Raw genomic sequence first — 23,515 nt, 5'->3', positions numbered from 1 at the left:
AGCTGCACGCCGGAGGTCAAGCGGGCTTTGCAACAAATTGCATGGGATCGCCTGGGCGTGGCTGGAACACTGGGCTCCGTTCCAGACACGCACTGTCGCAAACAGCCCGGATCACCCCGCCTTCACACAGCGTTGGCGTATACGCCATCTACCTGAACGGGGGATCCAGGTCATCGCAGTGCGCAGTCCCATCCGCTTTCGATCCCGAGGACTCACCATGCGCAATTCACCCGACCGTACTCCGTCGCTGCGACCGCTGGCGCGCGGCCTGCTGCTGGCCCTGGCCACCGCACCGATGGCTGCTGCCTTTGCAGGCGACCTGGACAACCAGCAGGCAGAGGTGACCGGCACCGATCCTGCCGAAGCCTGGACACTGAAGAACGGGTCGAAGCTGACCTTGACTGACAGTGGAGACGCCTACCAGATCAAGGCAATGGATTCCGACGTAGTAATCAACAATGGCAACGTCAAGCGCGCCCCGACGGCGGGCTCGTCGGTAGCGTTGATTCTTGATGGCAGCTCCAGCCTCACCGCCAATCGCGGTACGTTCCTGGGCGGCATTCAGGTGATGAAAGATTCCACCGCCACCATCAGCAACAGCACGATCTACTCGCAGATCGGCAGTGGCCTGTTGCCCACCGATGCCTACAGCATCGGCGTGGATCTGCTCAGCGTATTTGGTGATGTTTCCGACAACACGCGTGCAACCATCGACAACACCACAATCGTTGTTAGCGAAACACCAACGGGAAATGACCTCAACAATGGCCATGGCGTGCGGCTGATGCAGGGCCAGGCCGATATCCGCAATGGCTCGAGGATCTTTGCAGAGAATGCCGGCATCCTGCTGGCGGCTTATCCGGGTGTGCTGAAGCCCATTGCGGTACGCGTTGACGACTCGCTAGTGGAGTCCGGACGCAACGCCGCCATCTGGGTGCGACCGACCGGCGATGCAGCCAATTACGATATTACCGTGGCCAATGGTGCTCAGCTCAGCGGTGGCGACGGCAACTTGCTGAATGTCCAGAACTTCGGCGCAAGCGCAACGAAAGCCGCTGTCTCCTTCACCGTGGATGACGCGCGCCTGGCCGGCAATGTCAATTTCGATCTCGCCAGCGTCAGTGGCTCCCTCGACGTCTTCCTGCGCAACAAGGCACAGATCGACGGCCGCTTCATCAACGTTACCTCGGCCAGCATCGACAGCGACAGCACCTGGCTGATGACCGGCGACAGCACTGTCGGCCATCTGGCGTTGGGCAACACCGGCACCGTCGCGCTGGGTAATGGCAGCACGTTCAACACCCTTACCGTGGATACCTTCGATGGCGCCGGCGGCACCCTGCTGTTCAACACCCAGCTGGGAGACGACAGCTCGGCCACCGACAGACTGATCATCAAGGGCGATGCCAATGGCCAGGCCAACGTGCGCGTGCTTAACGCTGGCGGTGCCGGTGCGAAGACCGACAAGGGCATCGAACTGATCCGCGTGGGCGGTGCGTCCAATGCGCAGTTCGACCTGCAGGGCCGTGCGGTGGGCGGGCAGTACGAGTACTTCCTGTTCAAGGACGCGACCAACGGCGGCTGGTACCTGCGCTCGGACCTGGCCGGCACGCCGGACCCGTGCGTAGTGGATCCCACACTGCCGGAGTGCACGCCGGTCGATCCGGTGGACCCGGTCGATCCGGTTGACCCCACGCCAGTGCTGCGCCCGGAAGCCGGCGCCTACCTGGCCAACCAGTTCGCGATGGACCAGATGCTGCGCCACGGCTGGCGCGACCGCCAGGGCGGCAACACCTCCGCCGTTGATGGCGTGCGTGGCTGGGCCCGCGTGGACGGCACGCAGAGCAAACTGTCTGCCGTGGAAGACCAGCTGGACCTGCGCGTGGACCGCTCGCGCCTGCAGCTGGGCGCCGACATCGGTGTGTTCGACAGCGGCCAGGGCCGCGTGGGCGTGATGGGCACGCTGGCCAAGTCCGATGCCACTTCGCGTTCGCAGCTGACCGGTTACAGCGCACGCGGCAAGGTCAACGGCGGTGCGCTGGGCGTGTACGGCAACTGGAGCACCGATGCACTGTATGTGGATGCCAGCGTGCAGCGCGGCCAGTTCCGCAACCGCGTGCACGGCGAAGGCCTGGCCGAGGAACGCTACGACTCGGATATCTGGCAGAGCTCGCTGGAAGCCGGCTACCGCATCGGCATCGGCCAGATCGGCAGCACCGCGCTGAGCCTGCAGCCGGAACTGCAGCTGGTCTACACCGACGCCAATACCGACCGCCTCGAGGAAGCCAACGGCACGGTGGTGCGCAGCCTGGGCGACAGCGGCCTGTCCGGCCGCGTGGGTCTGCGCCTGCAGGGCGAAGGCCGCAGTGCCGCCGGTGCGTCGGTCAGCCCGTATGTCGTAGCCAACTGGTACCGCGACGGCGCCAGCAACGGCATGGCGTTTGATGATGAAGCACTGAAGGCCAGCGTGCCGCGCAACCGCTACGAGTTGAATGCCGGCGCGCGCGTGGACTTCCGTTCCGGGCTGAGTGCGTGGGGTGGATTTGGTGTGATGCGCGGTGACCATGGGTACCGCGAGGCGACGGCCAATCTGAGCGTGGCGTACAAGTGGTGATGTAGAAACACGCACGGCGCCGGAGGATTCCGGCGCCGTTCTGCGCTGCGATTTCGGACGGGCGAATGGCAGTCGTTGCGCAGAAGCTGCGGGCACCAGCTGATCGGATTACCGATAGCTGACCGAAAGAACGGCTTCACCCTTGATGGGACCAGGGCCAATCGCATCGGACGTTCGAATGTATCGCGCCTTGAACGGAATGTAGTAGTCCACACCGGATTGAACTGCGCCGAACTCCCACTGCGCTCCCATCGCCAGTGGCACGTCCCTGTACAGCAGCTGTGTACGCACGCCCTTCGCGGTGGAGCCGGGCGCCGGCACCAACTGGTCCGTACGGTTTCCAGGCGCATTTGCATCACTGATGCTCAGATCAACAACCCCCAATGCATCACACAGCATCAGCACCTCGACATCAATCTCGGCGGTACTATCACCCGGGTTTGGAAGGTCGGAATGGGAGACATCCCGCAGCGCGGCCACCGGAGCATCCATGAAGCACGTTTCGCGCTCCATCTCCACGTCACCGGCCAGTTCGTTGGTAAGTTGCAGGGCAGGAAACTTCGGGAAGGTGGTTCCAACAGCCCCCATCGAAACGCGACCCACTCCAGTCATTCTTCCACCGCGCGAGAGGATCGCCATTTCCACCGACATGAAGAGATAGCCGCTGGCCCAACCCGCCACATCGGTAGACCGTTCCATGTTCAAAGGCCCGCTGGACATCTCCCCAAAACTGTTCGCGAGACGATACCTGAATGCGATCAGCGGCGAGTTGGCATGCCATCCATACGCAGGATAGGACGTACCATCAATCTGCACGTTCCGCACATAGATCAGACCCGCACTCGCAGGTGTCAGGGTGATCGGAAAGGAAGGATCATCAGCACAATCCTTCAGGCTCGTTGTCCTAAGCGTTTGTCGGAAAGGAAGGATAACCACATCGGGCCGGGCATCATTGGGAACAGAGACGGTGATTCCATTGATAGCCTGACCCACGCTCATCTTGCAGGCGTAGGCGGTCGGAGCAACACTGCAGCCAGCGACCATCATCGCAATCGCGGCACCGCGCCCTCGTGAGCCAATGCGCCTCATTGGTAATCTGCCGTCACGGTGATTTCCGCCCGTACCTCACCCTGCCGCGCCGCACCCACGGACGTCGCGTAGTAGCCTGCGCGCAGCGCATAGCTTGCGGTGGTACCGGTCACCGGTATGTCGATGCCGGTATCGCCCTTCTTCAGATAACTGCTGCCTGTGGCACCCGCCAGCAGCGCTACCGAAACACCGGCAGCGGCATCGGTCGTTGCGGTGTTTTCCCAGCGTTCCGGGTCGCCGGTCGCCGCGGCACCGTCGAATGACAGAACCGCCTTGCTCACGCCCACGCAGCCGATGAACTCCAGTGTGCCCGCTTTAAGCTTGTTGTCGCCCGGCGCCAGTTCATCGACTCTGATGGGATCCAGTGCGATAGCGGGAGCCACCAACGTACAGGTGCCCGGTAGTACCCGGCCGGTGATGGCCAGGGTGACCTGGTCGGCCCGTGCCACCGAAGCACTCGAGCACAGCACAATGGCGATTGCCAGGGGGAGAGAAGAAGGGGGCATGGAAGAACTCCTGGGAATGACGAAAGAGAAGACAGACTTCATGGGGTGGTGCTCTCGACCGGGTCCAACATGCTTACCTGCAAACCTTCCGGCGGCAGCGGCTGCGGCACGCACACCGTCTGGCTCCACGACAGCCCGTAGGCATCGGGTGCATCCGGGGTTGTGTACTCCAGGCGGCAGCGCTGCGGTCCGTCCGGGTCAACAATCAGCTGCCCGTGTTCAGGCGCGCCGCGCAGTTGGATCACGCCCCCCTGCCCCACCGCTCCGTAGCTGCGGCCGGCTTCATCTTCGATGCGCGCAGCAAACGGCAGCAGCTGGCCCAAGGCATCAGTGGAGTCGATGAACAACGTGCGTTCGCGCGTCGCATTGAACGCCACGCGCACGACACTGCCTGCTGTCGGCGCAACGCGGTGCGAGGTCTGCAGCAGTTCCACATCGATCGGCAGCCCCACTGGATCCAGCTCGAACTGGTTCCAGCGGTAGGGGCTGATGTGCGGCTGCAGCGCGTAGCCGTTGCGTCCGATGCGCACATCATTGCCGTAGCCGATACGGGCTCCCTCAGCGCCGTAGGCCTGAACCAGCGCGAAACCGTCACCCACGGGCGCACCGAAGTTGATGCCATCGCGGTGCCCCACCACACTGCCTGCGGCGCTCGCATTGAAGGCACTGTAGTTACCCGACCGACTGTAGCCGGCGGTTACCGTGCCATGCCCGCCGCGATAGGACGCATGGGCGTTGGCACTGCCAGCCCGATCACTGGCAGCGCTGGCAGAGAGGTTGTAACTCAGCTGCTGGTCGGCACCCAACGTTCCGTTAAGGCCCAACTGCCCCTGGTCACCCCGTGTCGAATGGGTCAGCTGGGAACTCAAGCGTGGTGCGCTGGGCGTTGAGCCCAAGGGAATGCTGATTCTGGCCGCATAGCGGGTGTCCTGGCGGCCATTACCGATCTGCAAGCGCATGACAGACAGACTCAGATTGGCGCGGCCGACACTGGTCTGGAAGCGCAACTGCAGATCGTTCTGCTGTTGCGCGCTGTCCCAGTAGCGTACCTGACCACCATTGAGCGAGAGCGTGCTGCTGCCACGGATGCGCTGGGAGAAATTGACCTGGAATCGCTGCCGTGCGCGGCTGCTGAACCCCCAGTCATCGTTGGATACCTGTGCGAAATCATTCAGCGTGAGATGGCCACGGGTGCTGTAACGCAACGCAGCCAGACCAAAGTGGGTGCCGGTTTCGGTGATGTAGCGCTGGTAGTTGAGCCTGAAGCTGTTGCCGGCCATCCGCTTGCCATTGGCCAGGCACGCACGCGAATGGGTAATGTCGGCACCGAACGCGCCGATAGGCGTGTTGACGGCACCACCGAGCAGCATGGACTGGAAGCCTTCGGCAATCTGTGCTCCGCCCAGCGCAGTGAAATGGTTGCTGATGCCATGGGCATAGGTCCCTTCGGTAAAGCGCAGTGCTTCACGCACGCCGTGCGCATCTCGCAGCTCGCCTGCAGTGGCGCTGAAACGGCTTGCACCAGGGCGCAGCGCCTGCGGCACCGCAGAGAAGTTGACCGTGAACCTCTGCTGGCGGCCGCCGGCCTCGGTGACGGTGACCTCCAGGTCACCGCCGAAGCTGGTCGGGTACAGATCCTCAATGGAGAATGGACCGGGTGCAACGCTCACTTCATGGATGACATGGCCGTTCTGGCGAAGAGTCACCACTGCGTTGGTTTCGGCGATGCCCTGCACTACCGGCGCGAAGCCACGCAGCGAATCGGGCAGCATGCGCTCATCACTGGCCACGCGCACGCCCTTGAACGACAGCGACTCGAACAGTTCGCCGCCCGTGGTGCCTTGGCCGAGCAGCAGTTGCGCATTCCATGCTGGCAGGTCGCGCTGCAGGGTGCTGCTGATCACATCGTGACGCGAGCTGCGGCTGCCCTGGCTGAAGGACGCACGATGGCGCAGCCGCCATGCACCCAGATTCACGCCGGTAGTCAGCCCCAGATAGGTGGCTTGCTGGCCCTGGCTGCGGCTATGGTTGAGGTTGTAGTCAAAGAATGCCGCCGTGATGCCGTGGTCGCGCAGCACAGGGGCCACATAGCCGCGTGCATTGCGCGCCTGTGCAGCCTGCGGCACGTTCACAAGAAGCTGAAGGTTGCCGTCATCGAAATCGACCGTTGCACCTTCCACCAGGGCGGGAAGCACGACGCAGCTTTCATCCTCCTGGTCCAGCTCGGCCAGGAACTTCTCCTTCAGCGGCAACTGGCGTACCAGCCCGGCCGGCAGGCACGGGGTTGCACCCGGAGGCGCCGACGTCGCCACGAAGGTGATGTCGCGCTTGTCGTGGAACTGGCCATTGAGCACCACGTCCAAGGGATACACACCCGGCTTCATCGGATTGCCCTGCGCGTAGCGCTGCATGTCGATGGCCCGGCCACCAATCAGGAAGCCTTCACTGAACTGCAGGGACTCATCACCGTGCGCACGGGCATGACCGGCAATCGTCAATGTCACCGCGACGGCAATCGTCAGACCCAGCACGCGAACGGCAGGGCGGCGCGATGTCCGTAGCGGGAAGGGGCGGTTGTTCATGGCTGGCGTCACTCGATGAGATCGCAGGCGACATCGCTCGTGGTCGATGAGGGCCGCAGCGTAGACAGCGCCTCCCTGCCTTCCCATTGAATTTGTTGCAAAGCGAAGACACCGGGCGGAGCGACGCGTTCAACGCAAGCGTCCGCCAACACGCTTGCAACTAATTGGATGTCGGCCCTGTGCCGGTCTCGGAAAACTGTGCGCATCCGCCGGCGCATTCACTGCGGATCCCCTGATTTCCAACCAAGGACAACTCCATGTCGAACCGACTGAACCTGATCGCTGCTGGTGCGCTTGCGCTGGCCCTGTCCCCCACGGCCTTCGCCGAGACCCTGGAGATCACCGGCGAGCTGATGACCAGCACGTGCTCGGTGGATGCTAGCGGCGGCACCATCACCGTGCCGATGGGCAAGGTGGATGTAGCGTCGGTCAATGCGTCCGAGCGTGCCGGCATGAAGAACTTCAGCATCCTGCTCGACTGCACTGGCGCTGGTGCCGCCCAGGATGTCGGTGTGCGCTTCGGCGGCACCCCTGACGGCAGCACCGGCAATCTGGCACTGACTGCGGCGTCCACGGCCACCAACGTGGGCGTGGCGCTGTATGACGCTGCGGGCAACCACCAGAAGCTGGGCGAGGACCCGCTGCAGTGGGTGAACATTCCGGCGGCCGGCAAGGGCCAGCTGGACTACAGCGCCTGGTATTCCTCGGCAGGCCAGAACGCCACTGCCGGAACCGCCAACGCCTCTGGCGATTTCGTGGTGCTTTACAAGTAACTCGCGCCCGCGCGCGCCGCCTCGCGATGGGGCGGCGTACACCATCGGAGGATGAGCTGATGAAAATCCGAGCAACGACGTGGATGACTGCGGTGTTGGCTGGCGCCGTGGCGTTGCCGGGGTCGGCAGCGGTGACGCTGCAGGGCACGCGCATCGTGCATGACGCGGCCCAGGGTCGCGACGTAACCGTGAAGGCCAGCAACGGTGGCGACAAGGCTGCCATGGTGCAGGTCTGGATTGACGATGGCGACAGCCATGCACGCCCCGAAAACGTGCGCACTCCCTTCCGTCTGACGCCGGCCGGCCCGCGCCTGCTGCAGGCCCACCAGGGGCAGGCGTACCGCATTTCCTACGCGCCGCGCCCGTCGGAGACACCGCTGCAGACGGATCGTGAATCGGTGTTCTACTTCAACCTGCTGGATATTCCGCCCAAACCCACCGATGCTGCCGGCAAGAACCTGCTGCAGTTCGCCGTACGCACGCGGGTGAAGCTGTTCCATCGCCCGGCCGGCCTGCCCGGCAAGCCGCGCGATGCCGCCGGGCAACTGCAATGGCGTGCGCAGGCCGGCGCCCTGCTGGTGAGCAACCCCAGCGCCTACCACGTGACCCTGAGCACGTTGACACTGCCCGACGGCCGCACAGTGGAAACGGACATGGTCGCGCCGGGCGCCGAGTTGCGGCTGCCGCTTCCGAGTGGCGCGGCGATGCCCACGTCGGTGACGTTCCAGTGGCTGGACGATTACGGCACGCCGCGTGATGCCGAGGCGAAGATCTCCCCTTGAGCGCAGCCTGACGCGCGAGCCGTCTTCTGTAGAGCCGAGCCCATGCTCGGCTGCTTTGCGGCCAGATCGGGCTGAACCCCGTGCATTGCGCTATGAGCCGAGCATGGGCTCGGCTCTACATGCTTTGTCGTAATTGACGCGCTCCCGTGCGAGCGGAACATTTGCAACGCTTTCGAACTTTCCAACAATTCTCATTGGCAGCACAGGCGCTTCATGCAAATCATGTGGCGCCACCGACAACGGGTGGCACGGGCTTGCAATCCCGTTTGATCGATGTTGTTTACGCTTGCCTGCCGGCGTCGCCTCCTTCCCCTGTGCCTGGGCGGCGTCGGCAGGCATTCCGTCTATGCCTACATGGCGGACGGTGCGCGGGGGCCTTGTGCCCGCCGGCGTTTCTACATCGGTCACCGGTATTGCAACCACGCACCGTCCGCCACCCTCGCTGTTAAGCAGGGTGGCCCCTTGCCGCTTGCACAAGGACGCCGCCATGACCGCTTCCCCCTACCCGCACCTGTTCGCCACCCTGGGCGAGGCCGCCACGCGCCTGCCCGATGACCTGGCCCGCACGCTGGAAGACACCTTCGTTGCGCTGCAGAGCGGCAACAGCGCCGGGGCCATCACCCTGCAGGCCTGCCTGCAGTACATCCGCCAGGGCGATGCCGCCGATGGCCAGCCGTGGCCCGGCAGCAACCGCACACCCGGGCAGCGCCTGGCCTTGGCGCGCATCGACCGCGCCAATGCGGGGCTGAGTTTCCTGCTGGAACTGCTGCACGCCAGCGAACGTGTGCGCGTGGACGGGGATATCGACCAGCACATGGATGACGGCGCGCGCGAAGGGCTGTTGCTGGCCTGCCGTGGGCTGGCCGAGTATGTGGATGTGCAGTTGCGTGCGGTGTGATGGCATCTGTAGAGCCGAGCCCACGCTCGGCTCATCACGATCCAATCGGATTGCAGCCGAGCGTGGGCTCGGCTCTACAAATGCCACGTCAACCAGAATAGTGCGCACTCGGGGTCAGAGCCCTTTGCGGCGCAAAGGGACCTGACCCCACGCCGGAAGGTTCGCACCCAGCAGTGCAGTACCGCTGCGGCTACGCGAAGTGCTGGTATCCGCCGTCGGCGGCTTCGCCGTTCACGTGCACGCCCTGCCCTTCGGCGATGCGGCCGATGCGGGTAAGCGGCACGTCCAGCGATTCGGCCAGGTAGTGCAGCGCGTCGCGCTGGTCGGCAGCCGCGGTGAAACACAGCTCGTAGTCATCGCCACCGCGCAATGCGCAGTCACGCGCACCGTCGCGGCCGAGCAGTTCACGCAGCGCGTGCGAGATCGGCAGCGAATCGGCATCCACATGCGCGGCCACGTTGCTGCGCGTGGCGATATGACCGAGGTCGGCCAGCAGGCCGTCGGACACATCCACCGCCGCGTGCGCGAAGGCCCGCAGGCGCAGGCCCAGGGTCACGCGCGGCGTCGGCCGCAGCAGGCGCAGGCGCAGGCTTTCGTAGTCGGCCAGCAGCGTGGCGGTGGCGATGCTCAACGCACCTTGTTGCCACAGGCGCAGCGCGCCGGCGGCATCGCCCAGCGTGCCACTGACCCAGATGTCATCGCCTGCCTGTGCGCGGTCGCGCCGCAGGGCCTGGCCACGCCCGACCTGGCCCATCGCGGTCACCGACAGCGACAGCGGACCGCGCGTGGTGTCGCCACCGATCAGCGCGATGTCGTGCTGGTCGGCCAGGGCGAAGAAGCCATCGGCGAAGGCCTCGATCCAGTCTTCAGACGCTTCCGGCAGTGACAGTGCCAGCGTGCACCACGCCGGGCGCGCGCCCATCGCGGCCAGGTCCGACAGGTTGACCGCCAGGGTCTTCCAGCCGATGTCGAAGGCCGGGGTTTCCACCGGGAAGTGCACGCCGCTGTTGAGCGTGTCTGCGGTGACCACCAGTTGCTCGTTGGCGCGCGGCTGCAGCAGCGCGGCGTCGTCACCGATGCCGAGCAGGATGTCGTCGCGCTCGAGGGTACGGGCGCGGATGCGTTCGATGAGGGCGAATTCGGCCAGGGACATGGGGCGTTCTACTTTCATGTAGAGCCGAGCCATGCTCGGCTGCAGTTCGATCACGCGCCGCACTGCCGGACGCAACCGTGCGCTGCACGGTGAGCCGAGCATGGCTCGGCTCTACAGGAATCGGGTCAGTGACCCGATTCGACCTTGCGCCATTCCACGGCGGCACGATCCAGCACGCCGTTGACGTAGGTGTGGCCATGTTCGGAACCGAAACGCTTGGCCGATTCGATGGCTTCGTTGATCACCACGCGGTATGGCACGTCCAGGCGGTAACGCAGCTCGTAGGCGGCCAGGCGCAGCACCGCGCGTTCGATCGCGTCCACTTCTTCGATGGCACGGTCCAGGTACGGGCCGAGCGCTTCGTCGATGTCGCGACGGTTGTCGAGCACGCCGTGCACCAGCGCCTCGAAGTACGCCAGGTCGGCAATTTCGCGGGCCTGCTCGTGGGCGAACTGGGCGATCAGCGACTGGGCGTTGCCGCCGGAGATCTGCCAGGCGTAGATGGCCTGCACGGCACGACGGCGGGCGCGCGAGCGCAGCACCGGATCGACGCCATCGCGGCGGACGGGTTTACCGGAGGGCTTGCCCTGGGTGTTCTTGTTCATGGCAGCTGCTCCAGAAGATTGACCATTTCCAATGCGGCGAGTGCGACTTCCTCGCCCTTGTTACCGTGGCTGCCGCCTGCGCGGGCTTCGGCGTCTTCAACGCGTTCCACCGCCAGCACGCCGTTCAGCACCGGCACGCCGAAGTCCAGCTGCACGCGCATCAGGCCTTCGGCGCAGCGGTCGGCCACGTGTTCGTAGTGGCGGGTGTCGCCACGGATCACGCAGCCCAGGGTGAGGATCGCGGCGTGTTCATGGGCGGCGGCCAGGCGTGCGGCCACCAGCGGCAGCTCCCAGGCACCCGGCACGCGGATCACATCGATGTTGGCTTCGGTGATGCCGTTGCCGGCCAGGCTCTGACGGGCGCCAGCGACCAGCGTGTCGGTGATGCGGGCATTCCAGCGGCTGGCCAGGATGGCGAAGCGCGCCGATTCGGGAGTGCGAAGATCGCCTTCGAAGTGGCTCATATGCGGCTTGGGGACTCGATAAGGGGGTAATTCTAGCGTGGATGGGCCCCGGCCGTGGCTGGCGGAGGCCCAGGGCTGTGCCGACCAACGGTCGGCACCCACCCGAGGTAGGGCATGGTCGGCACTACCCATTACAGAGTGACCGTCTCCACCACTTCCAGGCCGTACCCGGCCAGGCCGATCTGGCGGCGCGGGGTGCCCAGCACGCGCAGCTTGCCCAGGCCCAGGTCGGACAGGATCTGTGCGCCGGCACCGTTGCGGCGCCACTGGCCCACATCCTTGTCCTTGCCCGGCACCACCGGTGCCGGCTGCTGGCGCAGGCGGGCCAGCAGGGCTTCGCCGTCGCGTGGGGCCGACAGCACCACCATCACGCCCGCGCCTTCGGCATCGATCGCGCGCAGGGCATCGGTGGCGGCCACGCCGAAGTCATCGCGGCGCCAGTGCAGCAGGTCGGCCAGTGGGTTTTCCACCTGCACGCGCACCAGGGTCGGGGTGTCCGCATCCGGGGTGCCGCGGACCAGGGCGAAATGCAGGTCGTGGGCGATGCGGTCGCGGTAGGTCACCAGCTTGAACGGACCGAATTCGGTGTCGATCTCGCGCTCGTCCACGCGCTCGACGGTCTTTTCGGTGGCCAGGCGGTAGGCGATCAGGTCGGCGATGGAGCCCATCTTCAGGCCGTGCTCGCGGGCGAACACTTCCAGCTCCGGGCGGCGCGCCATGCTGCCATCCGGGTTCAGGATCTCCACCAGCACGCCGGCCGGCTCCAGCCCGGCCAGCATGGCCAGGTCAACGCCGGCTTCGGTGTGGCCGGCGCGGGTCAGCACGCCGCCCGGCTGGGCGATCAGCGGGAAGATGTGGCCCGGCTGGTGCAGGTCCGACGGCTTGGCGTTGGGCTTCACCGCGGTGCGGATGGTGTGCGCGCGGTCATGTGCCGAAATGCCGGTGGTGACGCCCTCGGCGGCCTCGATACTGACCGTGAAGTTGGTCTGGAACTGCGCGGTATTGGCCTGCACCATCGGCGCCAGGCCGAGGTCGGCGGCGCGGGTGCGGGTCAGCGGCAGGCACACCAGGCCACGGCCGTGGGTGACCATGAAGTTGATGTCCGACGGCTTGACCAGCTCGGCGGCCATGATCAGGTCGCCTTCGTTCTCGCGGTCTTCGTCATCGACGATGACCACCATGCGGCCCTGGCGGATGTCTTCCAGGATTTCCGGGATCGGGGCGAAATTCATGCGACGTCTCCCTGGGGGTGCTGACCGTTGGTCGGCACGCTGATCAGCCGCTCCACGTAACGGGCGACCAGATCGATTTCCAGATTGACCGCGTTGCCCACGCCGGTGGCGGAGAAGGCGGTGTTGGCTACCGTGTGGGGGATCAGGGCGACTTCAAAACCCTCATCGTCCACTTCGTTGACGGTGAGGCTGACGCCGTCCACGCAGATCGAGCCCTTCCTGGCGATGTAGCGGCGCAGCGAGGCCGGCGCGGCGAAACGCCAACGCTGGGCACGCGCGTCTTCGTGGATGGACAGGACCTGGCCAAGGCCGTCGACGTGGCCGCTGACCAGATGGCCGCCGAGGCGGTCGGTCGGCCGCATGGCGCGCTCCAGGTTGATGACCGCCCCTTCGCCCAGCTGACCCAGCGTGGTCAGGCCCAGGGTTTCGGTGGAGGCATCGGCCTGGAAGCTGCTGGCGTCGAATGCGATGACGGTGAGGCAGACGCCGTTGATGGCAATGCTCTCGCCCATCTGCACGTTGTCGAACGGCAGGTTTCCGACATTGAAGGTGAAGCGGACATCGCCGCCGATGGATTCGCGTGCGGCCAGACGGCCGACGCCTTCGATGATTCCAGTAAACAAGAAACGTTCTCCGCGAAAAGTGAGCGAAAAACGCCGCAAGGCAAACAGGCGGGCGCAGGGCCGCGAAGGCCCTGTGGCACCGTCTTCTTTCATCCGGACTATGACCGTCGGCTCCGGCATTGGACCGGATCTGCTGACCCCCGGCCGTGGGCCGGAGCGCTCGCGGGCTCGTGCTTGCGCACCTACCGCCGGTGGGGAGTTGCACCCCGCCCTGAAGACGTTTGTGTACCGGCGAACCGGCGTGGCCAGTGTACCAGCCCGGGCTGAACGGGGCTGGATGCCACAGCTGTGACGGCCGTCGCTCGCAATTTGTAAAACTTTCATTAAAATTCGCGGCGGACGACATGAGGTCGCCCACGGGTAGCCGAGAGGGCTGGCCCGCCAATGGACTGAAATTCACAGGAATTCCCATGCGCAAGATGCTGATCGTGGCCGCCCTGCTGGCCGCCGCCCCGCTCTCGGCTTCGGCCGACGCCCTGAGCTACACCTACGTCGAAGGCGGTTGGACGCAGGTCAAGGTTGACGACAACGCACTGGACGACCCGAAGGTCGACGGCGGCTACCTGCGTGGTTCCGTGGCGATCGCCGAACAGGTCCATGTGTTCGGTGGTTGGACCTACGCCAGCAAGTCGTACAACTACGACTACGGCTCCTACAAGCTGAAGCTGAACCAGCCGGAGCTGGGCATCGGTTACCACATGCCGTGGACCGACCGCGTCGACTTTACCGCTGACGCCGCCTGGGTCCGCCAGCAGGCCGAAATCACCGTCAACTCCGATTTCTACGGTCGCCTGCGCAACAAGGACCACACCAACCTGGGCCGCGTCACCATGGGCATCCGTGGCAAGCCGTCGCGCATGACCGAAGGTTGGGTCAAGGCCGGTTACATGGACGGCGGCAACAACTTCAAGGGCACCTGGGTCGGCACCGTCGGCGGCCAGATCAACTTCACCAAGACCTGGGGTCTGGTGGGCGAGATCTCCGGCTACCGCGACGTCACCCAGTACTCGGCCGGCGTCCGCGCCAGCTTCTGATCCAACGATCGCTCCTCGTCGTGCGATCGAACGGGCCCCGCAAGGGGCCCGTTTTTTGTCCGCTGCACACCGTCACCTGGCTGCATCGCGCCGTCGAAAGTGTGGGTAGATGCGCTAGGCTTGCGCGCCTCTGGAACAGTAAAACACCGTCATGAAGACCCCCACCCGTACCCTTCTGGCCAGCGTGCTGCTGTGCGCCCCGCTGATTGCCAGCGCTGCACCGGCCCAACTGGCACCCGAGCAGGCCTTCGACCTGTATGCGCGCGTGCTGCTGGAGGACGATGCCACCGCCACGCGCACGCTCAACGACGCACTGAAGCCGGCGTTCGAGGGCCAGGATGCCGTGACCCCCAACCCGGGTGCGCTGGCCAAGGCATTGGCCGAACCCTGGCAGACCGTACTGGCCAGCACCGGCGCCAAGGTCGACGCTGCGGGCACCGAAGCGCTGTATGCCAAGGCGCTGCGTGATTCGAAGTGCCGCGCGACCAGGAGCGTGATCGAAGACAACGAATACGTTGAAGACCAGAAGCTGGCGCGGATCACCTACAGCTGCCAGCTGCCCGACCTGGGCAAGGTCCGCCCGTTGTTCGCCGCCAGCCTGGCCGACGATGCCAGCCCGGCCGCGCGCAAGCAGTTCACCGACGCCTACACCCAGGCGCTGCAGAGCGGTGCGCGCGTGCCGGTCAGCGGCACCTTCACCCTGTACCCGGCCAAGGACAATGGCTACTGGTACAGCGGCAACTTCGATGATCTGGTAGGCACCGTGGCCGGTGCGCTGGCACCGTTCGAGGACTGGATGCAGGACGCGCAGGCGGCCAACGCGCCGAAGGTGACCGGCGTTCCGGGCTGCGACCTGCTGCTGCAGCAGCACCGCGCCTGCGTGGCGAAGATCGCGCCCGACCAGATCAGCGGCGTGGACGCGATGGCCGAGGAACTGAAGGCCAAGGCAAAGGTGAAGTCGGCCGACGAGATGACGCAGGAGTGCAAGGCGCTGCGCCCGATCGCCGAGATGATGTGGACCGACGAATGCGCATAAGCGCGAGCTAGAGCCGGGTCCACGCCAGGCTGCTCGTTACCTGCGGCAACGCCGAGCGCACTTTCAGAACCGTTGCATGGCCCTGAGCGACCTGCATGGTCAATGCTGTTGCCCTCTTCCACCGGGGGCAACCGCATGAAACACCGCATGACGTCGACCGCGATCATGGTGCTGGCGCTGATGGCGTCCTGGCAGGCCGAGGCGTCCAGGTTCAAAGCCACGAAGATCATCGTCGTCCAACCCTCGGTCGCCTTCGAGTCAACGCAGCTGAGCGACAGGCACCTGGATGCGTGGATGAGCGAGGATGATCACTGCCGCGACTTCCTGATGTACCACGATCAATGTGCCGTGCTGGTACTGCCGGATGAGTACGACGACGGTTTTACGCGTCGCCGGTTGCGGTTCAAGGCGAGGCAACTGCCGGGCGAGGCGCTCGGCGCGTACTGCCGCGACCTGCATGTGCTGTGGAAGCAGCAGTGGAAGGGCCAATGCCCCGTTGGCGAAGAAGACGACGAAGCGGCCTGACGCCATGGGCGTAGCCCCTGCTCTGCGTCATTCCTTCATGGGCGCAGCAGCAGCCTGTTGTCCTCGCCGACCTGGCGCTGCTCAACCACGCGCAGGCGACGCTGGTGGTCCATGGAATCAATGCCGAGGCCAGCCAGCAGCGGGCGTCCGTTGTCGCCCAGCAGCGTGGGGGCCTGATAAAGCAGAAGCTCATCGACCCAGCCGCCGCGCAGCAGCGCACCGGCCAGCGTGGCGCCGGCTTCGGTGTGCACTTCGTTGATGCCGCGCTCGGCCAACAACGCCAGCACCGCGCCCAGATCCAACCGTCCCTCTGCGCTGGGCACGCTGGCGAATTCGGCGTCGGCCGCATCCGGCGCGCTCACCGCCGCATCGTGCAGGTACAGCGTCGGGGCCCCGCCCTCGCGCACGCGGCTGCATTCGAGCGAACGCAGGCGCGAATCGAGCACCACGCGCAGCGGTGGCATCACCTCGGTATCGGCCAGGCGCACGGTCAGCATCGGGTCGTCGGCAATCACGGTGTCGGCGCCGGTCAGGATTGCACCCGCACGTGCGCGCCAGTGCTGCACGTCTTCGCGCGCGGCCGGCCCGGTAATCCACTTGGAGCTGCCATCGGCCATCGCGGTGCGGCCATCGAGGCTGGCGGCCAGCTTCACCCGCAGCCATGGGCGGTTGCGCTCCACGCGCGACAGGTAACCCTTGTTGAGCTCGCGCGCCTGTGCCGCCATCAGCCCTTCGACAACTTCGATGCCGGCATTGCGCAGCAGATCGAAGCCACCGCCATCGACCTTGGGGAACGGATCGCGCATCGCCGCGACCACGCGCGACACGCCCGCTTCGATCAGTGCCAGCGCACACGGCGGCGTGCGCCCGTAGTGGGCGCAGGGCTCCAGGGTGACGTAGGCGGTGGCACCGCGGGCCTCGCTGCCGGCCTCGCGCAGCGCGAACACTTCCGCATGCGGGCCACCGGCGCGCTGGTGCCAGCCCTGCCCGACCACGCGTTCGCCGTGGGCGATCACGCAGCCGACCATCGGGTTGGGCCGGGTGGTATAGGCAGCGCGCTCGGCCAGGCGCAGCGCGTTGGCCATGTGCAGGTGGTCGAGGGCGGAGAAAGGGGTGGTCATGCGGCCATGGTAACGCCGCCGGTGTGGATCCATGCCGTCAGTGCCAACCAACGGTTGGCACCCACCGGTGAATGCGGCCACCGGTGCCCCCCAAGGTTGGCACCCCCAAGGCAGAGGCAGTCAGCCTTTCTTTTTCTTGGTCAGGGCAATCACATCGCCCAGCAGCTGCAGCTGTTCGGTACTGGCCGGCAGCTCGCGCTCGAGCTTCTCGATCTCCTCGCGGAAATCGGCCACGTCCTCGAAGCTGCGGTACACCGAAGCGAAGCGCACGTAGCCCACGTGGTCGAGCTTGCGCAGTTCGTTCATGACGAACTCGCCAACCTTGATCGAGGGCACTTCGCGCTCGCCGCTGATACGCAGCTGGTGCACCACCGCACGTACCGCCGCCTCGATCTTTTCTTCGGGCACCGCGCGCTTCTGCAGCGCGCGGTCGAACCCCGCGCGGACCTTGCGCTGGTCGAACGCTTCGCGGGTGCCATCGCTCTTGACGATGGCCGGCAGCTTCAGCTCGACCGTTTCCAGGGTGCTGAAGCGCTCGCCGCAGGCTTCGCATTCCCGCCGACGGCGAATCGTCGCGCCGTCTTCAGAGACGCGCGAGTCGATGACCCGGGTATCGGCATGTTGGCAGAAGGGGCAATGCATGGAACGCCTGGCTCAGGGAGCAATTGCCATGGTCATGGCAGCGTCGCAAAGGTACCTGAGAAAGGGCGCCGCAGCAAATGCTGCCTGCGCGGAAGCGCCTGCATTCTGGCTACCCAGCGTGTCCGGCGAGGTCGGATGCCCGGCTCAACCGGGTCCGGGTGGCGGCGATGCCATGCGTGCCCAGCGCAGCCACGCCAGGTGCCCGGCCATCACCAGCAGCGGCGGGCCAAAGCCGAGGAAGGCCAATGTCGAGATCTTGCCATTGCTGATCGTGGAGTACAGCGTGGCGACGACCAAGCCCGACGCGGCCAAGCCACCCAACGCCAGGCCGACCCAGGCCATGACCGGTGATTGGCGAAGGCCGGCAACACCGCGCCACAGGAACAGCCCGCTCAGCCACAGCCACGACAGCAGGCCGATGATGCCGGCCGACGACCACAGCAGCAACAGCGTGTACTCGTCGCCCGTCAGGTACTTGCCGTCCCATACGGCCATCAGCCCCAGCACGGCACCCGTGCCGCCTGCCGCCACGGTGGGCAGGCCCACCAGCAGGCCGGCAATGGCCATCCCGCGCTTGTGCAGGCGCTCATCCATGCGTTCGATGTCCTTCCATGGCCGCGTCATGCCCGGCGCTTGATCCACACCAGCATCGCAGCCGGCACCAGCATCGACGGGCCCAACAGCAGCAGGGCGATGCCTTCGGCGTGGACGGTGATGCTCCACCACAGCGCCAGCCCCAGTGGGGGCACAGCGGCTAGACCGCCCGCCAGCAGCATCCACCACCAGAGACGGTGCGCGTACAGCCCGGCACGCCCCTGCATCAGGAAACCCGCGCTGAGCCACAACCAGGCCAGGCAGCCGGCAATGCCGGCCAGGCCCCACAGCGGCATCACCGTCACCGAGGCCAGCGTGCCATGGCCGAACTGGCCCAGCCCCGTCAGCAGCAGCATCAATGCGGCAAAGCCGCCGGCCACCAGGCTGGGCAGGCCGAACAGCACGGCCAGGGTGGCGTACAGGTATTTGAGGCGGCGCTCATCCATGCGCGATCGCTGCAATGCCGGGGTCAGAGCCCTTCCCTGCGGGAAGGGGTCCGACCCCAACCCGATCAGCCGTAGACCGGGTACTTGCGGCACTGCGCGCTGACGGCGTCGCGCACGCGGGCGATGACGGCGTCATCGTTCGGTGCGTCGAGCACGTCGGCAATCCAGTTGGCCAGGTCCACGCAGTCCTGCTCGACGTAACCACGGGTGGTCACCGCCGGGGTGCCCAGGCGCAGGCCCGAGGTCACGAACGGCGAACGCGGGTCGTTCGGCACCGAGTTCTTGTTGACGGTGATGTGGGCCTTGCCCAGCGCGGCTTCCGCGTCCTTGCCGGACACGTCCTTGCCGATCATGTCGACCAGCATGAGGTGGTTCTGGGTGCCGCCGGAGACGATCTTGTAGCCGCGCGCGATGAGCGTGTTGGCCATCGCCTGGGCGTTCTTCACCACCTGCTGCTGGTAGGTCCTGAAGGCCGGTTCCAGCGCTTCCTTGAAGGCCACGGCTTTGCCGGCGATGACGTGCATGAGCGGACCGCCCTGGATGCCCGGGAACACGATCGACTGCAGCTTCTTGACCAGGTCTTCGTCGGCGCCCTTGGCGATGATGATGCCGCCACGCGGGCCGCGCAGGGTCTTGTGGGTGGTGGAGGTCACCACGTGGGCGTGCTCGAGCGGGCTCGGGTAGACGCCAGCGGCGACCAGGCCGGCCACGTGGGCCATGTCGACGAACAGGTAGGCACCGACCTTGTCGGCGATGGCGCGGAAGCGCGCCCAGTCGATCACCTGCGAATAGGCCGAGAAGCCGGCAACGACCATCTTCGGCTTGTGCTCCAGGGCCAGGCGCTCGACTTCGTCGTAATCGATCAGGCCCTGGTCGTTCACGCCGTACTGCACGGCGTTGAACAGCTTGCCCGAGGCATTGACCTTGGCGCCGTGGGTGAGGTGGCCGCCATGGGCCAGGCTCATGCCGAGGATGGTGTCACCCGGCTGCAGCAGGGCGAAGTACACGGCCTGGTTGGCCTGCGAGCCGCTGTGCGGCTGCACGTTGGCGTAGTCGGCACCAAACAGCTGCTTGAGGCGGTCGATCGCCAGCTGCTCGGCAATGTCCACGTATTCGCAGCCGCCGTAGTAGCGCTTGCCCGGGTAGCCTTCGGCGTACTTGTTGGTCAGCTGGCTGCCCTGGGCTTCCATCACCGCCGGGCTGGTGTAGTTCTCGCTGGCGATCAGCTCGACGTGGTCTTCCTGGCGCTGGGTTTCAGCGGCAATGGCCTTGGCCAGTTCGGGATCGTAGGATTCGATGCGGACGTCACGCGGGAACATCGGGTACTCCAGCAGGCAGGGAAAGGGGTACGGCTCAGCCCCTGATTGTAGCCCCGCACCGGCCCGCCGGGGCCGAAAAGGACGGGGCCGGCACTTCCGAAGGAATCCGGCCCCGTGCATGCCAGTGGATCCACGCCATGCGTGGACGTGGCCGCCGGCTCAGCGGCTGTTGATGATGTAGTCGGCGATGATGCCGGTTGCCACCGCCACCAGCAGCATGTTGCCGCGGTCATCGCGGATCCAGTGGTGCCCATGCGGCGGGCGGCGCAGGTGGTAGCGCGGGTAGTCGTTCACCACGTAGATCGGGCCACGGTAGTAGTCGCGGTAGCGGTGGCCGACCTTCCAGCCGTAGCCCGGGCCATAGGCCGGTCGATAGACCACGCGCGGCGGCGGTGCCGGGCGGTAGTAGCGGTCATGGTCGCGGTGCCAGTCGCGGCGGTCGCGTTCCCAGTCGCGCCGGGCCTCGCGGCGGTCGCGTTCCCAGTCACGGCGGTCCTGTCGCCACTCGCGGCGGTCCTCGCGCCACTCGCGGCGGTCGTGGCCGCGGCGGTGGTCGTTGTCGGCGAAGGCGGGAGCCACGGCACCGAGCGCCAGCACAGAGGCCACGGCGCTGGCCATTACTCGATTGATGCGCATGTCAGACCTCTGTTTGGGTGGTGGTGAGCCCATATTGCGCAACCGATCTGAACCGTTTCCGGCTGGAAACGCTTCCCGCTGCAGGACTGTGACGGAGTATTCAGGCCACGGCCAGCCGGCGCCCCTGCGCCGGGCGCGGCCCGGAACCGGTTCCGGCTATAATTGGCGGTATTCCATTCCAGTCTGTGCCCGCTGCCGCAACGGGATGTTCCCGTGACGGGTCGGGTGCAGGGCCGCGCCTACGGAGACCTCATGTCGTCGCAATACATCTACACCATGAACCGCGTGTCCAAGGTGGTCCCGCCCAAGCGGCAGATCATCAAGGACATCTCGCTGTCCTTCTTCCCGGGTGCCAAGATCGGCCTGCTGGGCCTGAACGGCGCCGGCAAGTCCACCGTGCTGAAGATCATGGCCGGCGTGGACACCGATTTCGAGGGCGAGGCCCGCCCGCAGCCGGGCATCAAGGTTGGCTACCTGGCGCAGGAACCGGAACTGGACCCGAACAAGACCGTGCGCGAGTCGGTCGAGGAAGGCGTGGGCGAAGTGCTGCAGGCGCAGGCTGCGCTGGAAGCGGTGTATGCCGCCTACGCCGAGGAAGGTGCCGACTTCGACGCGCTGGCCAAGGAGCAGGAGCGCCTGGAGGCGATCCTGGCCGCCGGTGATGCGCATACCCTGGAAAACCAGCTGGACGTGGCCGCCGATGCGCTCCGCCTGCCGCCGTGGGATGCCAAGATCGCCAACCTGTCCGGTGGTGAAAAGCGCCGCGTGGCGCTGTGCCGCCTGCTGCTGCAGAAGCCGGACATGCTGCTGCTGGACGAACCGACCAACCACCTCGACGCCGAGTCGGTGGAATGGCTGGAACAGTTCCTGGCGCGCTACACCGGCACCGTGGTGGCCGTTACCCACGATCGCTACTTCCTGGACAACGCCGCCGAGTGGATCCTGGAACTGGACCGCGGCCGCGGCATTCCGTGGAAGGGCAACTACACCGAATGGCTGGTGCAGAAGGATGAGCGCCTGAAGCAGGAAGAAAACCAGGAAAAGGCCCGCCAGAAGGCGATCCAGAAGGAACTGGAGTGGTCGCGCCAGAACGCCAAGGGCGGCCGTTCCAAGGGCAAGGCCCGTCTGGCCCGCCTGGAAGAGCTGCAGTCGCAGGATTACCAGAAGCGCAACGAGACCAACGAAATCTTCATTCCGCCGGGCGAGCGCCTGGGCAACATGGTGATGGAGTTCAAGAACGTCTCCAAGAAGTTCGGCGACCGCCTGCTGATCGACAACCTCTCGATGCTGATTCCGCCGGGCGCGATCGTCGGCATCATCGGCCCGAACGGCGCCGGCAAGTCGACCCTGTTCAAGATGATCACCGGCCAGGAAAAGCCGGATTCGGGCGAGATCGTGATCGGCCCGACCGTGCAGCTGTCCTACGTGGACCAGAGCCGCGACAAGCTGGAAGGCAACCACAACGTCTTCCAGGAAATCGCCGGCGGCCTGGACATCCTCAACATCAACGGCATCGAGATCCAGTCGCGCGCCTACATCGGCCGCTTCAACTTCAAGGGCCAGGACCAGCAGAAGATGGTCGGTTCGCTGTCCGGTGGTGAGCGTGGCCGCCTGCACATGGCCAAGACCCTGCTGCAGGGTGGCAATGTGCTGCTGCTGGACGAACCGTCCAACGACCTGGACATCGAAACGCTGCGTGCGCTGGAAGATGCGCTGCTGGAGTTCCCGGGCAACACCTTCGTGATTTCGCACGATCGCTGGTTCCTGGACCGCATCGCCACGCACATCATCGCTTTCGAAGGCGACTCGCACGTGGAGTTCTTCCAGGGCAACTACCGCGAGTACGAGGAAGACAAGAAGCGCCGCATGGGCGACGACGCTGCGCCGAAGCGCCTGCGCTTCAAGGCGCTGAAGTAAGCCCCGCCGCAGAAAACGAAAGGCCGCGCTCGCGCGGCCTTTCGTCTTTCAGGCGTTCCTGACGCCCGCTTTCCGGGCGTTTTCGCTGGCCGCGATTCAACCGTTGATGAACGCGGGCGCCTCAAGCGGGCTTGAATCCCTGTCGTAATCGGACTTTGCAATTCTTTGTATGTTTCCGCGCGCCCACATCGGTTTTCCTACGCCCCGATTCATCCCCCAACGTAGGAAATTCCAATGAAAGCACTGATCATCACCACGGCAGCCGTGATGCTGTCGGGCACGGCCACGGCCGCGACCACCGACTGGGACGGCTTCTACCTGGGTGCCCAGGCCTCGCATGGCGAGGGGCACAGCAAGGACCGCAGCAATGCCAACGCCTCGGAAAAGAGCGTGCGCGGCTTCACCGGCGGCGTGCAGGGCGGCCGTCGCTGGCAGTTCGACAACAGCATCGTGGTCGGCGTTGAAGGCACGCTGTCGTTCGGCAACGTCACCCGTGACTGGAAGGATCGCGAACAGCACCAGTACAGCCCGTACTACGGCGAAGACGCGCTGACCCGTTCGGGCACCCTCGATGTAACGCTGGGCCGTGCGATGGGCCGCTGGCTGCCTTATGTCGGCGCGGGCGTGACCGTGGCCCAGCAGGAATTCACGCTGGGCTGCGACAAGTCGCTGGTGGAGGCCACCAACGGCTGCCGCGTGGCCGAGTTCGAGACCCGCGCCTCGCACCTTTCCACCGGCGCCCACGCCACCGCAGGCGTGCTGTACCGCTTCAACGAGCGCCTCTCGGCCGGTGCCGAATACCGCTACACCCACCTGGGTTCCAGCCCGGTGACCCTGGAAGACCCCAACTACCCCGCTGCGGCGCGTCGCAGCTTCCATACCGACTACAGCAGCGTTACGCTGAAGTTGAACTACCACTTCTAA

23 protein-coding genes and 1 riboswitch are annotated in these 23,515 nt (G+C 65.6%); of the genes, 9 read left to right on the top strand and 14 right to left on the bottom strand.

Annotated elements, in window-relative coordinates; all coding sequences use genetic code 11:
* Positions 1 to 217: 217 nt before the first annotated feature.
* Positions 218 to 2,614, top strand: a complete 2,397-nt coding sequence (locus tag VG543_RS18010) for an autotransporter outer membrane beta-barrel domain-containing protein (protein WP_423178906.1) — start codon at positions 218 to 220, stop codon at positions 2,612 to 2,614.
* 108 nt (positions 2,615 to 2,722) lie between these two features.
* On the opposite strand, the gene VG543_RS18005 is transcribed toward VG543_RS18010, so the two are convergent.
* From VG543_RS18005 to VG543_RS17995, 3 genes are read right to left on the bottom strand one after another with little or no spacing between them, the layout of a single operon-like run.
* Positions 2,723 to 3,703: a fimbrial protein gene (locus tag VG543_RS18005; RefSeq protein ID WP_329846565.1), complete on the bottom strand. Its 981-nt coding sequence runs from the start codon at positions 3,701 to 3,703 to the stop codon at positions 2,723 to 2,725.
* Positions 3,700 to 4,209 (bottom strand): fimbrial protein, encoded by a 510-nt coding sequence (locus tag VG543_RS18000; RefSeq protein WP_329846566.1) that lies wholly within the window; start codon positions 4,207 to 4,209, stop codon positions 3,700 to 3,702. The genes VG543_RS18005 and VG543_RS18000 overlap by 4 nt, the downstream gene beginning before the upstream one ends.
* 38 nt (positions 4,210 to 4,247) lie before the next feature.
* Positions 4,248 to 6,791 carry a fimbria/pilus outer membrane usher protein gene (locus tag VG543_RS17995; protein ID WP_423178908.1) on the bottom strand — a complete coding sequence of 848 codons (2,544 nt, stop codon included), beginning with the start codon at positions 6,789 to 6,791 and terminating at the stop codon, positions 4,248 to 4,250.
* 257 nt (positions 6,792 to 7,048) lie between these two features.
* Between VG543_RS17995 and VG543_RS17990 the strand changes: the two genes are divergently transcribed.
* From VG543_RS17990 to VG543_RS17980, 3 genes are all read left to right on the top strand, one after another.
* On the top strand, positions 7,049 to 7,564 hold the full coding sequence (locus VG543_RS17990; RefSeq protein WP_329846568.1) for a fimbrial protein: 516 nt from the start codon (positions 7,049 to 7,051) through the stop codon (positions 7,562 to 7,564).
* A gap of 59 nt (positions 7,565 to 7,623) precedes the next feature.
* Complete coding sequence (locus tag VG543_RS17985; RefSeq protein WP_423178909.1) at positions 7,624 to 8,346, top strand: fimbrial biogenesis chaperone; 723 nt, start codon at positions 7,624 to 7,626, stop codon at positions 8,344 to 8,346.
* A gap of 487 nt (positions 8,347 to 8,833) precedes the next feature.
* The gene (locus VG543_RS17980) at positions 8,834 to 9,244 is read left to right on the top strand and encodes a hypothetical protein (RefSeq protein WP_423178910.1); all 411 of its coding nucleotides are present in this window, start codon (positions 8,834 to 8,836) and stop codon (positions 9,242 to 9,244) included.
* Positions 9,245 to 9,434: 190 nt separating this feature from the next.
* Here VG543_RS17980 and thiL read toward each other — a convergent pair whose 3' ends face one another.
* From thiL to VG543_RS17955, 5 genes are all read right to left on the bottom strand, one after another.
* Entirely contained in the window at positions 9,435 to 10,397 is a 963-nt protein-coding gene (gene thiL / locus VG543_RS17975) for a thiamine-phosphate kinase (RefSeq protein WP_423178911.1), read from the bottom strand.
* Between the two features lie 125 nt (positions 10,398 to 10,522).
* The gene (gene nusB / locus VG543_RS17970) at positions 10,523 to 11,002 is read right to left on the bottom strand and encodes a transcription antitermination factor NusB (RefSeq protein ID WP_312543506.1); all 480 of its coding nucleotides are present in this window, start codon (positions 11,000 to 11,002) and stop codon (positions 10,523 to 10,525) included.
* Positions 10,999 to 11,466, bottom strand: a complete 468-nt coding sequence (gene ribH, locus VG543_RS17965; protein WP_005408061.1) for a 6,7-dimethyl-8-ribityllumazine synthase — start codon at positions 11,464 to 11,466, stop codon at positions 10,999 to 11,001. Before ribH ends, nusB begins: the two co-directional genes overlap by 4 nt.
* Before the next feature lie 131 nt (positions 11,467 to 11,597).
* A complete protein-coding gene (ribB, locus tag VG543_RS17960) occupies positions 11,598 to 12,698 on the bottom strand; it encodes a 3,4-dihydroxy-2-butanone-4-phosphate synthase (RefSeq protein ID WP_119007436.1) in 1,101 nt (366 codons plus the stop codon).
* Positions 12,695 to 13,321: a riboflavin synthase gene (locus VG543_RS17955; protein WP_021204341.1), complete on the bottom strand. Its 627-nt coding sequence runs from the start codon at positions 13,319 to 13,321 to the stop codon at positions 12,695 to 12,697. Before VG543_RS17955 ends, ribB begins: the two co-directional genes overlap by 4 nt.
* Positions 13,322 to 13,398: 77 nt before the next feature.
* Positions 13,399 to 13,544, bottom strand: a riboswitch (FMN riboswitch).
* Between the two features lie 187 nt (positions 13,545 to 13,731).
* Here VG543_RS17955 and VG543_RS17950 point away from each other — a divergent pair.
* The 3 genes from VG543_RS17950 (at position 13,732) to VG543_RS17940 (ending at position 15,916) form a co-directional block, all read left to right on the top strand.
* Positions 13,732 to 14,355 (top strand): outer membrane beta-barrel protein, encoded by a 624-nt coding sequence (locus VG543_RS17950; RefSeq protein ID WP_061478413.1) that lies wholly within the window; start codon positions 13,732 to 13,734, stop codon positions 14,353 to 14,355.
* A 151-nt stretch (positions 14,356 to 14,506) separates the two neighbouring features.
* Positions 14,507 to 15,391, top strand: a complete 885-nt coding sequence (locus VG543_RS17945; protein WP_423178912.1) for a hypothetical protein — start codon at positions 14,507 to 14,509, stop codon at positions 15,389 to 15,391.
* A 147-nt stretch (positions 15,392 to 15,538) separates the two neighbouring features.
* Positions 15,539 to 15,916, top strand: coding sequence for a hypothetical protein (locus tag VG543_RS17940; protein ID WP_080398788.1), 378 nt, complete (start codon positions 15,539 to 15,541; stop codon positions 15,914 to 15,916).
* A gap of 35 nt (positions 15,917 to 15,951) precedes the next feature.
* Here the strand turns inward: VG543_RS17940 and ribD are convergent, their stop codons facing one another.
* The 6 genes from ribD to VG543_RS17910 form a co-directional block, all read right to left on the bottom strand.
* Positions 15,952 to 17,037, bottom strand: a complete 1,086-nt coding sequence (gene ribD / locus VG543_RS17935) for a bifunctional diaminohydroxyphosphoribosylaminopyrimidine deaminase/5-amino-6-(5-phosphoribosylamino)uracil reductase RibD (protein ID WP_423178913.1) — start codon at positions 17,035 to 17,037, stop codon at positions 15,952 to 15,954.
* Between the two features lie 120 nt (positions 17,038 to 17,157).
* A complete protein-coding gene (nrdR, locus tag VG543_RS17930; protein WP_019661036.1) occupies positions 17,158 to 17,679 on the bottom strand; it encodes a transcriptional regulator NrdR in 522 nt (173 codons plus the stop codon).
* A gap of 144 nt (positions 17,680 to 17,823) precedes the next feature.
* Positions 17,824 to 18,273: a hypothetical protein gene (locus VG543_RS17925; RefSeq protein WP_423178921.1), complete on the bottom strand. Its 450-nt coding sequence runs from the start codon at positions 18,271 to 18,273 to the stop codon at positions 17,824 to 17,826.
* Between the two features lie 26 nt (positions 18,274 to 18,299).
* Positions 18,300 to 18,719: a hypothetical protein gene (locus VG543_RS17920; RefSeq protein ID WP_312543499.1), complete on the bottom strand. Its 420-nt coding sequence runs from the start codon at positions 18,717 to 18,719 to the stop codon at positions 18,300 to 18,302.
* A 65-nt stretch (positions 18,720 to 18,784) separates the two neighbouring features.
* Positions 18,785 to 20,038: a serine hydroxymethyltransferase gene (glyA, locus tag VG543_RS17915; RefSeq protein ID WP_019661033.1), complete on the bottom strand. Its 1,254-nt coding sequence runs from the start codon at positions 20,036 to 20,038 to the stop codon at positions 18,785 to 18,787.
* Between the two features lie 159 nt (positions 20,039 to 20,197).
* A complete protein-coding gene (locus tag VG543_RS17910; protein WP_019661032.1) occupies positions 20,198 to 20,674 on the bottom strand; it encodes an RcnB family protein in 477 nt (158 codons plus the stop codon).
* A 252-nt stretch (positions 20,675 to 20,926) separates the two neighbouring features.
* On the opposite strand from VG543_RS17910, the gene ettA reads away from it, so the two are divergent.
* A complete protein-coding gene (gene ettA, locus VG543_RS17905; protein WP_005415249.1) occupies positions 20,927 to 22,591 on the top strand; it encodes an energy-dependent translational throttle protein EttA in 1,665 nt (554 codons plus the stop codon).
* A 234-nt stretch (positions 22,592 to 22,825) separates the two neighbouring features.
* Positions 22,826 to 23,515: an outer membrane protein gene (locus VG543_RS17900; RefSeq protein ID WP_058980447.1), complete on the top strand. Its 690-nt coding sequence runs from the start codon at positions 22,826 to 22,828 to the stop codon at positions 23,513 to 23,515.

The sequence above is a fragment of the Stenotrophomonas sp. CASM101 genome, assembly GCF_049384845.1.
Lineage (GTDB): Bacteria > Pseudomonadota > Gammaproteobacteria > Xanthomonadales > Xanthomonadaceae > Stenotrophomonas > Stenotrophomonas hibiscicola.
The sequence above is the reverse complement of the archived record's forward strand: the minus strand, read 5'-3'. Positions and strand labels throughout refer to the sequence as shown.

What these genes read in the sequence shown, in the direction of transcription:
- VG543_RS17950 (WP_061478413.1), top strand. Translation starts at nt 13,732, where the DNA reads ATGCGCAAGATGCTGATCGTGGCCGCCCTGCTGGCCGCCGCCCCGCTC.
- VG543_RS18010 (WP_423178906.1), top strand. Translation starts at nt 218, where the DNA reads ATGCGCAATTCACCCGACCGTACTCCGTCGCTGCGACCGCTGGCGCGC.
- VG543_RS17910 (WP_019661032.1), bottom strand. Translation starts at nt 20,674, where the DNA reads ATGCGCATCAATCGAGTAATGGCCAGCGCCGTGGCCTCTGTGCTGGCG.
- ribH (WP_005408061.1), bottom strand. Translation starts at nt 11,466, where the DNA reads ATGAGCCACTTCGAAGGCGATCTTCGCACTCCCGAATCGGCGCGCTTC.
- VG543_RS18005 (WP_329846565.1), bottom strand. Translation starts at nt 3,703, where the DNA reads ATGAGGCGCATTGGCTCACGAGGGCGCGGTGCCGCGATTGCGATGATG.
- VG543_RS18000 (WP_329846566.1), bottom strand. Translation starts at nt 4,209, where the DNA reads ATGCCCCCTTCTTCTCTCCCCCTGGCAATCGCCATTGTGCTGTGCTCG.
- VG543_RS17900 (WP_058980447.1), top strand. Translation starts at nt 22,826, where the DNA reads ATGAAAGCACTGATCATCACCACGGCAGCCGTGATGCTGTCGGGCACG.
- ribB (WP_119007436.1), bottom strand. Translation starts at nt 12,698, where the DNA reads ATGAATTTCGCCCCGATCCCGGAAATCCTGGAAGACATCCGCCAGGGC.
- VG543_RS17940 (WP_080398788.1), top strand. Translation starts at nt 15,539, where the DNA reads ATGACGTCGACCGCGATCATGGTGCTGGCGCTGATGGCGTCCTGGCAG.
- glyA (WP_019661033.1), bottom strand. Translation starts at nt 20,038, where the DNA reads ATGTTCCCGCGTGACGTCCGCATCGAATCCTACGATCCCGAACTGGCC.
- VG543_RS17980 (WP_423178910.1), top strand. Translation starts at nt 8,834, where the DNA reads ATGACCGCTTCCCCCTACCCGCACCTGTTCGCCACCCTGGGCGAGGCC.
- ettA (WP_005415249.1), top strand. Translation starts at nt 20,927, where the DNA reads ATGTCGTCGCAATACATCTACACCATGAACCGCGTGTCCAAGGTGGTC.
- nusB (WP_312543506.1), bottom strand. Translation starts at nt 11,002, where the DNA reads ATGAACAAGAACACCCAGGGCAAGCCCTCCGGTAAACCCGTCCGCCGC.
- VG543_RS17990 (WP_329846568.1), top strand. Translation starts at nt 7,049, where the DNA reads ATGTCGAACCGACTGAACCTGATCGCTGCTGGTGCGCTTGCGCTGGCC.
- VG543_RS17920 (WP_312543499.1), bottom strand. Translation starts at nt 18,719, where the DNA reads ATGGATGAGCGCCGCCTCAAATACCTGTACGCCACCCTGGCCGTGCTG.
- VG543_RS17945 (WP_423178912.1), top strand. Translation starts at nt 14,507, where the DNA reads ATGAAGACCCCCACCCGTACCCTTCTGGCCAGCGTGCTGCTGTGCGCC.
- ribD (WP_423178913.1), bottom strand. Translation starts at nt 17,037, where the DNA reads ATGACCACCCCTTTCTCCGCCCTCGACCACCTGCACATGGCCAACGCG.
- VG543_RS17925 (WP_423178921.1), bottom strand. Translation starts at nt 18,273, where the DNA reads ATGGATGAGCGCCTGCACAAGCGCGGGATGGCCATTGCCGGCCTGCTG.
- VG543_RS17985 (WP_423178909.1), top strand. Translation starts at nt 7,624, where the DNA reads ATGAAAATCCGAGCAACGACGTGGATGACTGCGGTGTTGGCTGGCGCC.
- VG543_RS17995 (WP_423178908.1), bottom strand. Translation starts at nt 6,791, where the DNA reads ATGAACAACCGCCCCTTCCCGCTACGGACATCGCGCCGCCCTGCCGTT.
- nrdR (WP_019661036.1), bottom strand. Translation starts at nt 17,679, where the DNA reads ATGCATTGCCCCTTCTGCCAACATGCCGATACCCGGGTCATCGACTCG.
- thiL (WP_423178911.1), bottom strand. Translation starts at nt 10,397, where the DNA reads ATGTCCCTGGCCGAATTCGCCCTCATCGAACGCATCCGCGCCCGTACC.